The organism is Mycobacterium sp. 48b (assembly GCF_048282725.1).
Taxonomy (GTDB): Bacteria; Actinomycetota; Actinomycetes; order Mycobacteriales; family Mycobacteriaceae; genus Mycobacterium.
On the sequence record NZ_JBLVUL010000001.1, the window covers coordinates 3,971,015 to 3,983,131 of the forward strand.

The following is a 12,117-nucleotide window of genomic DNA, read 5'->3' on the forward strand; positions in this document are numbered from 1 at the left end:
TCACCCGCCTTGGCGCCGGCCTGCGGGCTCCGCCAGAACCGTTGGCCGGCACGGGAATTGACGCGCCTTACTATTCGCGCTGCACCGGTCCCGACACGCCGGAGCCATCCCCTCCGGGGCGCGATGGGCGACCCGCCGCGACCGGCTGACCTGAGGCTTCCGGCGTCGAAATTCCCAGTGTTCCCCAGTGTTCGTGTGACGTTTGAATTCGGGCCGAGCCGAATGGCACCAAAGCAAACTTCAAGTCAGTAAGGTCGACAGAACCGGGTGGACAACCCGGATCACGTCCAGAAAGGGGCAATGCGTGGGAGACACACTGACCGAAGGGCAGAAGCTGGAGAAGGGCGGGTCGCTCACCTCCAACAACGGCGCATACACGCTGACGTTGCAGGATGACGGCAACCTCGTGTTGGAGGCACGCGGCCAAGCGGTCTGGTCGACTTCCACCAACGGCCAGGACGTGGTGCGCGCCGAGGTGCAGACCGACGGCAACTTCGTGCTGTACACGTCCGAGAAGCCGGTGTGGCACACCGACACCAAGGGCAAGAAGGACGTCAAGCTCGTTCTCCAGGATGACCGCAACCTGGTGCTGTACGCCGCGGACGGACCCGCGTGGTCGTCCAAGACCGAGACCTCCGAGCCGCCGCCACCTGCCCCCGAGGCCGCCGCGCCCGAGGCCGAGGTTGCCCCGGCCGCTGTCGAGGAGCCGGTTGCCGCGCCCGAGCCGGCCGCGCCGCCGCCACCCCCGCCGGCACCCGAGCCGCGGACCTACACCGTGGTCTCCGGTGACACCCTGTGGGCGATCGCCGAGCGGTTCTACGGGGACGGCAACAAGTACCAGCAGATCGCCGATGCCAGCGGCGTCGCCAACCCTGACCTGATCCACCCGGGCCAGGTTCTGACGATTCCCTGACCTGGGACAGATGCACGGCCCGGACCTTCACGGTCCGGGCCGTCGTCGTTTTCGGGCCATGGATGCGGGTACCCGCGGTAACGAAGTTGCCGTCTGGCCGATATTGATGTCGGTAGGGTGACGTTCACCACGTCCGAAAACGAGGGAGGCCGGCGATGAACAGTTGGCTTGGTGGGGCGATGCGGGCGATGGCGGGGGTGCCGGTGGCGGGGCTGCTGGTATGTCCGGTCCCGACCGCGGCAGCGGCAGGTTCGCTGGTGTATCCCGGGATGGAGATCCGGCAGGGCACCAACTTGTGCACGCTGGGCTTCGTGGACCCGGTGAGCCGGGTCGGATTCACCGCGGGGCATTGCCGCGGCGCCGGACCGGTGAACGACCGCGACGGCAATTTCATCGGGCACATGGGTTCTTTCCGGGACAACACGCCCGACGGGGCCACCGTCGACACCAACCAGATGATCTCCGACTGGGAGACCATCCAGCTGGCCGGCGACGTCGTGGTCAACAACATCCTGCCGGGAGGGCGGATGCTCGTGGAGGATCCCGCCGTGGTGCCGACGGCCGGGGCCCCGGTCTGCCACTTCGGTGTGGTGACGGGGGAGACCTGCGGCACCGTCGAGGCCGTGAACAACGGCTGGTTCACCATGGCCAACGGCGTGGTCAGCCAGAAGGGCGATTCCGGTGGCCCGGTGTACGTGGTCACGCCGGACGGCCGGGCCGCCATCGTGGGGATGTTCAACAGCACGTGGGGCAACTATCCGGCCGCCGTATCGTGGCAGAACGCCAGTGGCCAGGCGCGCAGTGACGGGGCGCCCCTCGCCGGCGAGGTGTCGAATCTCGTCGGGCAGCCCTGACCCGCACCCCTCGCGCACGCGCCGGGTGTTCGCCATGGACTCGGGCGAATCGCGGAACTAGAACACGTTCTAGCTTTCGCGCCGGGCGGGCGATATTCTCATGGCGATGCTTAATCAGACACCTGTCCAGGTTGCCTGGGTGACCACCGATCTGGATGCCACCGAACAGACGCTGACCACCCTGTTGGGGGCGCGCCGGTGGGTGCGGATGCCCGCGGTGCATTTCAGCCCAGAGGCCTGTAGCCACCGCGGCCGGCCGGCCGATTTCGTGGCCGACATCTCGCTGAGCTACGCGGGCGACACCCAGCTCGAGCTCATCGCACCGGTGCGCGGCGAGAGTGTCTACACCGAGTTCCTCGACCGGCACGGGGCCGCCGGCCTACACCACATCTGCGTCGAGGCGACCGACCCCGAGGCGTTCGAGGCGAAACTGCGCGACGCCGAGGCCGGCGGGACACCGGTTGTCTGCCAGGGCGAGATGCCCGGGGGCATGAAATTCGCCTACCTGTCGGCCGCCGGGGCCGGGGTGCCGTATCTGGAGATCGCTTACATACCGCCCGAGATCCGGGCGTTCTTCGAGTATGTGAAACAGGAGCAGCAGTGAAGGAAATCCCCGAGGTCCCCGAAGTCCTAGTGGCAGCGGACGTCGAATCCTGGTCCGACGAGTTCGACGTCGTGGTGGTCGGGTTCGGTATCGCCGGAGGCTGCGCGGCGGTCAGTGCCGCAGCGCAGGGCGCCCGCGTCCTGGTGCTGGAGAAGGCGGCGGCGGCCGGCGGTACCACCGCGATGGCCGGTGGGCACTTCTACCTCGGTGGTGGCACCGCCGTCCAGGTGGCGACGGGGCACCCCGACACCGCCGACGAGATGTACAAGTACCTGGTCGCCGTCTCGCGCGAACCCGATCTGGACAAGATCCGCGCCTACAGCGACGGCAGTGTCGAGCACTTCAATTGGCTTGAGGCGCTGGGCTTCCAGTTCGAGCGCAGCTTCTACCCGGGCAAGGTGGTGGTGCCGCCGGGCACCGAGGGGCTGTCCTACACCGGCAACGAGAAGGTGTGGCCGTTCACCGAGCAGGCCAAGCCGGCCCCGCGCGGGCACTCGGTGCCTGTGCCGGGGGAGTTGGGCGGCGCCGCGATGGTGATCGAGCTCCTGCTGAAACGCGCTGAGACACTGGGTGTCACGATCCGCTACGAGGTGGGAGCCACCAACCTGATCGTCGACGGCGGTGCCGATGACCGCCCCGTGGTCGGGGTGAAGTGGAAGCACTTCGGCGAAACCGGTTGTATCAAAGCGAAATCGGTCATCATCACCGCCGGGGGATTCGCGATGAACCCCGAGATGGTCGCCGAGTACACCCCGGCGCTCGGCAAGAAGCGTCGCACCAAGCACCACGGCGAGGTGGAGCCCTACATCCTGGGCAACCCCAACGACGACGGCCTTGGCATCCGGATGGGTGTCTCGGCAGGCGGCGTGGCCAACGGCATGGACCAGCTGTTCATCACCGCCGCGGCCTACCCGCCGGAGATCCTGCTGACCGGCGTCATCGTCAACAACCAGGGGCAACGCTTCGTCGCCGAGGACTCCTACCACTCGCGCACCTCGGCGTACGTCCTCGAGCAGCCCGAGCAGCAGGCGTATCTGATCGTGGACGAGGAGCACATGGAGATGCCCGCCATGCCGCTGATCAAGTTCATCGACGGCTACGAGACGATCGCCGAAGTCGAAGAGGCGCTGGGTATTCCGGCCGGGAACCTGGCCGCCACCCTGGACCGCTACAACGAGAACGCGGCCAACGGCGAAGACCCCGATTTCCACAAGAACCCCGACTACATCGCGGTCCAGCGCACGGGTCCGTATGCGGCGTTCGACCTGTCTCTGGGCATCGCGATGTACTCCGGATTCACCATGGGCGGGCTGACCGTGTCGATCGACGGCGAGGTGCTGCGGGAGGACGGCAGCGTCGTCGCCGGCCTGTACGCGGCGGGCGCCTGCGCGTCCAACATCGCCCAGGACGGCAAGGGGTACGCCAGCGGTGTGCAGCTCGGCGAAGGATCGTTCTTCGGGCGCCGCGCCGGGACCCACGCCGCGGCGCGCTGAGCCGGCTTCGCCGTCAGGTCGGCAAGCCGACCGGCGCGAGGTTCCACCGGCCGTCGCCGAGCAGTTCCAGGCGACGGTCGTGGAGCCGGTTGACGCTGTCGCGATGGCTGATGCTGACCACGATGCAGTCGGGTAACTCGGCGCGCAGCGTCGTGTACAACGCGTGCTGCTGACCGGCGTCGAGCGCGGAGGTGGCCTCGTCGAGGAACACCGCCGACGGTTTGGCCAGCAGAACCCGGGCGAACGCGATCCGTTGCTGTTCCCCCGGGACAGCACCTTTCCCCAATCGGCATCCTCGTCCAGACGAGACGTCAGGTTTCCCAGGGCGACCGCGTCGAGGGCTGCCCGGATCTCGTCGTCGCCGTAGGCGCCCGCCGGTGAGGGATAGCAGGCCACCGTCCGCAGATCACCGAGCGGGGCATAGGGGAGCTGGGACAGGAACATGACCCCACCCTGCTCGGGATACCGCACCGTGCCGGAGCCGTACGGCCACAGCCGGGCCAGGCTGCGCAGCAGCGTGGTCTTGCCGGTACCGGACGGTCCGGTGATGACCAACGAATCACCGGGAGCAAGTTGCATGTCGAGGTCGTGCAGCAGCAGGGCGCCGTCGGGCGACCGCACTTCGACGTCCTCGAGTTCGACTCCGCCGTTGGTGCTCACGCCGGTGTCCAGTCGCGGTAGCGCCCTTGCCTGTGCGTTGGCGGTGACCAGACCGTCCAGGCGGATGATGGCGGCCCGGTAGCCGGCGAATGCGTCGTACACCGAGCGGAAGAAGCTCAGCGAGCTCTGCACCCGGTTGAAGGCGCTCGACGACTGCAGGACATCGCCGTACGTCAGTTGACCCGCGAACAAGCGCGGCGCCTGGATGATCAGCGGGAGCGGGTCGATGATCTGGTTGATGGAGCGGTTCCAGCCCAGGAATGCGACACCGCGCAGCACGAGCCTGCGGTAATTGGCGATGACCCGGGCGAACCGGTCTGTGAGCGTGGCGCGTTCGGTGTTTTCACCGCGATAGAAGCCGACCGCCTCGGCGCCGTCACGGACACGCACGAGGGCGTAGCGGAACGCGGCGTTGGTCAGCGAGTTGCGGAAGGTCAGCCGGATCATCGGCCTGCCGATCCAGATTGCCACGACCGTCGTGACCGCCACCCACAGCAGCGCGATCCAGAACAGGGCCTTCGGCACCGTGATCCCCAGAATCGTCAACGGCCCGGCCAGATTCCACAGGATCGGCGTGAACGCGACGACCGAGACGATCGAGTACACCGATCCGAACAGCAGCGTTTGCGCGGTGGCGACGGTCGGCGTGTTCGTCTCGGGCCCGGTTCCGGTGGTGAAGACATCGATGTCCTGCTGGATGCGCTGATCCGGGTTGTCTATCGGGGTACCGCCGAAGCCGCCGACGAACCGGCCGCGATAGTAGGCCCGTTGATCCAGCCAGTCGCCGGTGAGCCGGTGGGTCAACCAGACCCGCCACCGAACGATGAAGTACTGCATCAGATACAGGTCCAGCAGGGTGCGGGTGATGTCCGCCGTCACCAACATCGCGAAGATCAGGATCGACTGCCAGAAACCGTCGATTCCCGAGCGCCGCACCGCTTCGTCGCCCGAACCGGCCCCGGAGAACGCCACCTGCAGCGCCGTGGTCTGGTCGTTCAGGTAGTAGCTGAACAACACGTCCATGCGCACCGAGAGCATCACCGACAGGAGCAGCACACCGAGCAGAGCCCACACCGGAATGCTCTGGCGCCCAATGAAATAACCACCTGTGACGCGCCAGAACTGACGCCCCCATGTGGTGATGCGGGCCAGCACGGCAAGGACGGCCACGAGCGCCACCGCGCCGATCGCCCACGCCTTGAGGACCCAGACCAGCGATGCAAGGATTTCGTTGCCCCAGTCCAATGACTGGGTGAACATCTCCATACCCCCGGAAGCTACCGGGAACTACCCCCTGATCAGGGTTGCTTGACCAGGTCGGCCGCGTCGTCCTCGGTCCGGCCGAGTCGCCACTCGCCGTCACCGAGCAGCTCGAGTTCGTGGGTGTGGTGCTGCTCGACCGTGGTGCGGTGGCTGACGCTGACCAGGATGGTGTCCGGCAGGTCGGTGCGAACCCGCTGGTACAGCATGAATTCCAGGCCTTCGTCGAGCGCCGACGTGGACTCGTCCAGGAACACCACCTTTGGCTTGACCAGCAGGATCCGGGCGAACGCGATCCGTTGTTGCTCACCGGGAGACAGCACCTTCGCCCAGTCCTGAACCTCGTCCAGCCGGTTGGCCAGATGCGCGAGGGCTACTTCATCCAGGGTGCGCTTGAGTGTCTCGTCGTCGACAGAGCACTCTTCGCCGGGATACGTGACCACGGCACGCAGATCACCGAGCGGCACATAGGGCAACTGCGACAGGAACATCGTCTCGTTGGGCCCGCACGGGCGGGTCAGAGTGCCCGACGTGAACGGCCACAGTTCGGCGAGGCTGCGCAGCAGCGTGGTCTTGCCACTGCCGGACGGCCCGGTGATCACCAACGTGTCACCCACCTGCAGGTGCAGGTCGAGCGGGTTGATGAGTTGCCTGCCGTCGGGCGTACGAACCTCGACGTCGGTCAGCTTCACCGTGCCGTCCACACACGGCAGGGTGGTCACCTCCGGAAGCGCCCTGGCCTGCTCGTTGGCCACGACGAGCCCGTGCAAGCGCATGATGGCGGCCCGGTAGCCGGCGAACTGATCGTAGGCATTACGGAAGAACGACAACCCGTCGAGCAGGCTTCGGAAGGCGCTGGCGGTCTGGTTCAGCGCGCCCAGCGTGATCTCTCCGCTGTAGAACCGCGGAAATTGCACGATGTACGGGATGAGCTCCTGGGCCTGGTCGATCGAGTTGTTCCAGCCCAGGAACTTGACCATCCGGTTGATGTAGTTCCGGTAGTTCGACACCACCGGCGCGAACAGCTTCCGCAGCCCGGTGCGTTCGGCGATCTCGCCGCGGTAGAAGGCCACCGCTTCGGAAGCGTCACGCAGCCGCACCAGCGCATAGCGGAAGGCCGCGTTGTACTTCTCGTTGTTGAAGGCCAGCTGGATGATCGGCCGGCCGAGCCAGAACGCCACGACCGTGGCGAACAGAACGTAGACGATGCCGATCCAGAAGATGGCCCGGGGCAGGTCGATGCCGACCAGGGGCAAGGTGATTTCGCCGGACAGGTTCCACAGAATCGCGGTGAACGAAATCATCGAGGCGACCGAATAGACGGAGCCGAACAACAGGGTGTTCGTGGAGCTGGCGCTGGGACGGTTCGGCAGTGAGTCGATGCCCGCGGTGAAAGTGTCGATGTCGGCCTGGATGCGCTGGTCCGGATTGTCGATGGTGTCGTCGATGAAGCGCGTCCGGTAGTAGGCCTTGCCGTCCAGCCAGTCACCGGTGAGCTGGGTGGTCAGCCAGGCCCGCCAACGGAGCATGAACCGTTGCGCCATGTAGATGTCGAGCATGATCCGGGCGATGTGAAGCCCTGCCAGCAGCGCGAAGACGCCCAGCGACAGCCAGAACCCGTCTTTACCCGAGACCTTCACGGCCTCGTTGCCGCTGGAGATGCCACCGGCGATCACCTGGAAGCTGGTCATCATGTCGTTGCCCTGATAACTGAAGAGCACCGCCAGTCGCACCCCGGCGATCACCGACAGCAGCATCGCACCCAGCCAGGCCCACACGATCACGCTGTCGCGCCCGGTGAAATACCCGCTGGTGATCCGCCAGTACTGCCTGCCCCAGGCGGTGACCCTGGCGAGCAGCACCAGGATCACCAAAGTGCACACGGCAGCGATCAGCCAGCCCTTGGCGATCCACACCAGCGATGTCCCGAGCTCGTTGCCCCAGTCCAGGGTCGGGGTGAACATCTCCATGCGGGCAAAGTACCCCCATCAGCTGGCATGAGCCCGGCCGGACACCTCCAGGCGGGGCTGCGCCGATCCGGTTTCCGGGACACTCCGCGCGCCCGCGTACCGTGAACATGTGCCGAAGACGTCCAGCGCCAAACCGGGCCGCGTGAGCAGCAAGTTCTGGAAGCTATTGGGGGCCAGTACCGAGCGGAACCAGGCTCGGTCGCTCTCAGAGGTCAAGGGTGCGGCCGAATTCGAGGACAAGGCCGCCGGACTCGACGACGAACAGCTCACCAAGGCCGCCAAGCTGCTTGAGCTGGATGACCTGGCTGCGTCCGCGGACATGCCGCAGTTCCTGGCGCTGGCGCGGGAAGCCGCCGAACGCACCACCGGTCTGCGTCCTTTTGATGTGCAGTTGCTCGCGGCGTTGCGCATGCTCGCCGGCGACGTGGTCGAGATGGCCACCGGTGAGGGCAAGACGCTGGCCGGGGCGATCGCGGCGGCCGGCTATGCCATCGGCGGCAGGCACGTCCACGTCATCACCATCAACGACTACCTGGCGCGTCGCGACGCCGAGTGGATGACCCCGCTGCTGGAGGCGCTGGGGCTCACGGTCGGCTGGATCACCGCCGATTCCACGGCCGAGCAGCGCCGGGCTGCCTATGAGTGCAACGTCACCTATGCCTCGGTCAACGAAATCGGTTTCGACGTGCTGCGCGACCAGCTGGTCACCGACGTCGCCGACCTGGTGTCCCCGAATCCCGACGTGGCCCTGATCGACGAGGCCGACTCGGTGCTGGTCGACGAGGCGCTGGTGCCGCTGGTGCTGGCCGGCACCAGCCACCGTGAACAGCCGCGCGTCGAGGTCATCCGGATGGTCGGCGACCTGATCAGCGGACCCGACTCGCACGAGAACTTCGCGACCGACGACGACAACCGCAACGTGCACCTCACCGAAGCGGGTGCGCGGCGCCTCGAATCCAAGCTCGGCAACATCGACCTGTACTCCGAGGAGCACGTCGCCACCACGCTCACCGAGGTCAACGTCGCACTGCACGCGCATGTGCTGTTGCAGCGCGACGTGCACTACATCGTCCGCGACGGTGCGGTCCACCTGATCAACGCGTCCCGCGGGCGGATCGCCTCGCTGCAGCGCTGGCCGGACGGCCTGCAGGCCGCCGTCGAGGCCAAGGAGGGCATCGAGACCACCGAGACCGGTGAGGTGCTCGACACCATCACGGTGCAGGCGCTGGTCAACCGGTACCCGACGGTGTGCGGCATGACCGGTACCGCGCTGGCCGCCGGCGAGCAGCTGCGCCAGTTCTACAAGCTCGGCGTGTCGCCCATCCCGCCGAACAAGCCCAACATCCGCGAGGACGAGACCGACCGGGTGTACCTCACCGAGGCGGCCAAGAACCATGCCATCGTGGAGCACATCGCCGAGGTGCACGAGACCGGTCAGCCGGTGCTCGTCGGCACCCACGACGTGGCCGAGTCCGAGGACCTGCACCGCAGGCTGGTCAAGGCCGGTGTCCCCGCCGTCGTGCTCAACGCCAAGAACGACGCCGAAGAGGCGGCCGTGATCGCCGAGGCAGGGAAGCTGGGCTCGGTGACGGTGTCCACCCAGATGGCCGGCCGCGGCACCGACATCCGGCTGGGCGGATCCGACGCCGGCGACGACTCGGCGGAGAAGGAGAAGGTGGCCGAGCTGGGCGGGCTGCACGTCGTCGGCACGGGCCGTCACCACACCGAACGACTGGACAACCAGCTGCGCGGGCGCGCGGGCCGTCAGGGCGACCCCGGTTCGACGGTGTTCTTCTCCAGCTGGGAGGACGAGGTCGTGGCGTCGCACCTCGACGACACCAAGCTGCCGACCGAGACCGACGAGGACGGCCGCATCCTGGCGCCCAAGGCGGCCGGTCTGCTCGACCACGCGCAGCGGGTCGCCGAGGGCCGGCTGCTCGACGTGCACGCCAACACGTGGCGCTACAACCAGTTGATCGCCCAGCAGCGCGCCATCATCGTGGACCGTCGCGAAACCCTGCTGCGCACCGACACCGCACGCCAGGAGCTGAAGGACCGTTCACCCGAGCGCTACGCCGAGCTGGCCGAGGAACTGGGGGAGGACGGCGAGGAGAAGCTGGAGAAGATCTGCCGGCTGATCATGCTGTACCACCTGGACCGGGGCTGGTGCGACCACCTGGCCTTCCTCGCCGACATCCGGGAGAGCATCCACCTGCGGGCGCTGGGCCGCCAGAATCCGCTCGACGAGTTCCACCGGATGGCCGTCGACGCGTTCGCCTCATTGGCCGCCGATGCCATCGAGGCCGCCCAGCAGACCTTCGACACCGCCGACTCGATCGAGGACGAACCGGGCGTCGACCTGTCCAAGCTCGCCCGGCCGACGTCGACGTGGACCTACATGGTCCACGACAACCCGCTCAACGACGACACCATGTCGGCGCTGAGTCTGCCGGGTGTGTTCCGCTAGGTTTTAGACATGGAACACGCGCCTGCTCCTGAGGGCAGGAGCGCTACGGGTCGGGCCACCCCACCCGGGCCGGACCGGGTGCTGACCGTGCCCAACGCGCTCAGTGTGCTGCGCCTCGTGCTGGTGCCGGTGTTCCTGTGGCTGCTGTTCGGCCTGCACGCGAACGGGTGGGCCGTCGCGGTCCTCATGTTCAGCGGCTTCTCCGACTGGGCCGACGGCAAGATCGCGCGCCTGGTCGACAACCAGTCGTCGCGGCTCGGCGAACTGCTCGATCCGTTCGTCGACCGGATCTACATGGTCACGGTCCCGGTCGCACTGGCGCTGTACGGCGTGGTGCCGTGGTGGCTGGTGCTGACCCTGCTGGGCCGCGACGTGCTGCTGGCGGCGACGCTGCCGCTGCTGCGCAGCAGGGGACTGACCGCGCTGCCGGTGACATACCTGGGTAAGGCCGCCACCTTCGCGCTGATGTCGGGATTCCCGTGGGTGCTGCTCGGCCAGTGGGACGCGACGTGGAGCCGGGTGGCCCTGGCCTGCGGCTGGGCGTTCCTGCTGTGGGGTGTGGCGCTGTATCTGTGGTCGGCGGTGCTGTATCTGATCCAGGTGACGATGGTGGTGCGACAACTCCCGCTCCGGTCATGAGCACCCTGGGCGGCTACGAGTCGGGCGCCGGGCTCAACGACCATGAGGCCCACGCTCCCAAGCGCATTCCGCTGCCCTCGCTGCTGCGGTCGTTGCTGACGGACCACCTCGATCCCGGTTACGCCGCGGCCGCCGCCGCACGTGACGCCGGCGACCGGCCGCGCAGGCGGGTCAGCGATTTCGGGTGGCTGTTGGTGGGCGCCGGCGCGATCGCGACGGTGTTCGCCGTAGCGGCCGGGCAGGCCCAGACCGCGGCCCCGGCCGCCCGGGAAGCCCAGCACACGCTGGCCGGGCGGGTTCGGGCGGCTCAGATCGGTGCTGACGACGCCAGTTCCGAGCGTGACGCGCTCGTGGATCAGGTGGACGCCGAGCGGCGCAGCAGGCTCGGCATGGACGAGAACGGCCAGCATCTGCTCGGCAGTCTGGACACGGCCAACATCGAAGCCGCGGCCATTGCCATGATCGGTCCCGGGCTGACCGTCACGGTCACCGATCCCGGCCTGTCCAAGGACCTCAGCGACGTGTCCAAACAACGGGTTGCCGGTGGTCAGCAGATCATCCTGGACCGGGATCTGCAGCTGGTGGTGAACTCGCTGTGGGCCAGTGGGGCAGAGGCGGTTTCGGTGGGCGGTGTGCGGGTCGGTGCCGGTGTCACGATCCGGCAGGCGGGCGGGGGGATTCTGGTGGACAACCAGCCGATCACGAGTCCGTATGCCATTGTGGCCATCGGACCGCCCAAGGGCATGGCCGATACGTTCGATCGCACTCCGGGTCTGCAGCGGCTGCGGTTGCTGGAGACGTCCTACGGGGTCGGGGTGAGCGTGAGTGCGGGCGACGGGTTGACCGTGCCCGCGGTGTCGGTACGAGATGTCAACTTCGCCAAACAGATTGGATAGGCCTGACGTGCACAGGATTGACCGTTAGATGATCGGGATCGTCGCACTGGTCGTCGGGATCGTGCTCGGGTTGATCTTCCACCCGAGCGTTCCCGAGTTCGTCGAGCCCTACCTTCCGATCGCCGTGGTGGCGGCGCTCGACGCGGTCTTCGGCGGGTTGAGGGCCTATCTGGAGCGGATATTCGACGCCAAGGTGTTCGTGGTGTCGTTCGTGTTCAACGTGTTGGTGGCGGCGCTGATCGTCTACGTCGGCGATCAACTGGGGGTCGGTACCCAGTTGTCGACGGCGATCATCGTGGTTCTGGGCATCCGGATCTTCGGCAACGCCGCAGCGCTGCGGCGCAGGTTGTTCGGCGCCTGA

Annotated in this window: 9 protein-coding genes and 1 pseudogene; 8 read left to right on the forward strand and 2 right to left on the reverse strand. The window is 67.1% G+C overall.

Going from position 1 to position 12,117, the window contains the following annotated elements:
• The first annotated feature begins 304 nt into the window (after window positions 1–304).
• The 4 genes from ACNQR1_RS19565 (at window position 305) to ACNQR1_RS19580 (ending at window position 3,864) form a co-directional block, all read left to right on the forward strand.
• Window positions 305–913, forward strand: coding sequence for a LysM peptidoglycan-binding domain-containing protein (locus ACNQR1_RS19565; RefSeq protein WP_418047504.1), 609 nt, complete (start codon window positions 305–307; stop codon window positions 911–913).
• A 155-nt stretch (window positions 914–1,068) separates the two neighbouring features.
• Entirely contained in the window at window positions 1,069–1,767 is a 699-nt protein-coding gene (locus tag ACNQR1_RS19570) for a hypothetical protein (RefSeq protein WP_418047505.1), read from the forward strand.
• Window positions 1,768–1,873: 106 nt separating this feature from the next.
• On the forward strand, window positions 1,874–2,371 hold the full coding sequence (locus tag ACNQR1_RS19575) for a VOC family protein (RefSeq protein ID WP_418047506.1): 498 nt from the start codon (window positions 1,874–1,876) through the stop codon (window positions 2,369–2,371).
• A 5-nt stretch (window positions 2,372–2,376) separates the two neighbouring features.
• Window positions 2,377–3,864 carry an FAD-binding protein gene (locus ACNQR1_RS19580; RefSeq protein WP_418050419.1) on the forward strand — a complete coding sequence of 496 codons (1,488 nt, stop codon included), beginning with the start codon at window positions 2,377–2,379 and terminating at the stop codon, window positions 3,862–3,864.
• Window positions 3,865–3,877: 13 nt separating this feature from the next.
• Here ACNQR1_RS19580 and ACNQR1_RS19585 read toward each other — a convergent pair.
• Together ACNQR1_RS19585 and ACNQR1_RS19590 are read right to left on the reverse strand one after the other, a co-directional pair.
• A pseudogene (locus tag ACNQR1_RS19585) lies at window positions 3,878–5,790 on the reverse strand (ABC transporter ATP-binding protein/permease).
• 32 nt (window positions 5,791–5,822) lie between these two features.
• Complete coding sequence (locus tag ACNQR1_RS19590) at window positions 5,823–7,754, reverse strand: ABC transporter ATP-binding protein/permease (RefSeq protein WP_418047507.1); 1,932 nt, start codon at window positions 7,752–7,754, stop codon at window positions 5,823–5,825.
• Window positions 7,755–7,863: 109 nt separating this feature from the next.
• Between ACNQR1_RS19590 and secA2 the strand changes: the two genes are divergently transcribed.
• Genes secA2 through ACNQR1_RS19610 form a run of 4 tightly spaced genes read left to right on the forward strand, consistent with a single transcriptional unit; the run spans window position 7,864 to window position 12,117 of the window.
• Window positions 7,864–10,221: an accessory Sec system translocase SecA2 gene (gene secA2 / locus ACNQR1_RS19595; RefSeq protein ID WP_418047508.1), complete on the forward strand. Its 2,358-nt coding sequence runs from the start codon at window positions 7,864–7,866 to the stop codon at window positions 10,219–10,221.
• Window positions 10,222–10,230: 9 nt separating this feature from the next.
• Window positions 10,231–10,860, forward strand: coding sequence for a CDP-alcohol phosphatidyltransferase family protein (locus tag ACNQR1_RS19600; protein ID WP_418047509.1), 630 nt, complete (start codon window positions 10,231–10,233; stop codon window positions 10,858–10,860).
• On the forward strand, window positions 10,857–11,756 hold the full coding sequence (locus ACNQR1_RS19605) for a DUF881 domain-containing protein (RefSeq protein WP_418047510.1): 900 nt from the start codon (window positions 10,857–10,859) through the stop codon (window positions 11,754–11,756). Before ACNQR1_RS19600 ends, ACNQR1_RS19605 begins: the two co-directional genes overlap by 4 nt.
• A 28-nt stretch (window positions 11,757–11,784) precedes the next feature.
• The gene (locus ACNQR1_RS19610; RefSeq protein WP_418047511.1) at window positions 11,785–12,117 is read left to right on the forward strand and encodes a small basic family protein; all 333 of its coding nucleotides are present in this window, start codon (window positions 11,785–11,787) and stop codon (window positions 12,115–12,117) included.

Bases quoted from the DNA above. Each gene is read 5' to 3' on its own strand.
- ACNQR1_RS19570 (WP_418047505.1), top strand. From the start codon at position 1,069: ATGAACAGTTGGCTTGGTGGGGCGATGCGGGCGATGGCGGGGGTGCCG.
- ACNQR1_RS19575 (WP_418047506.1), top strand. From the start codon at position 1,874: ATGCTTAATCAGACACCTGTCCAGGTTGCCTGGGTGACCACCGATCTG.
- ACNQR1_RS19590 (WP_418047507.1), bottom strand. From the start codon at position 7,754: ATGGAGATGTTCACCCCGACCCTGGACTGGGGCAACGAGCTCGGGACA.
- ACNQR1_RS19600 (WP_418047509.1), top strand. From the start codon at position 10,231: ATGGAACACGCGCCTGCTCCTGAGGGCAGGAGCGCTACGGGTCGGGCC.
- ACNQR1_RS19605 (WP_418047510.1), top strand. From the start codon at position 10,857: ATGAGCACCCTGGGCGGCTACGAGTCGGGCGCCGGGCTCAACGACCAT.
- ACNQR1_RS19610 (WP_418047511.1), top strand. From the start codon at position 11,785: ATGATCGGGATCGTCGCACTGGTCGTCGGGATCGTGCTCGGGTTGATC.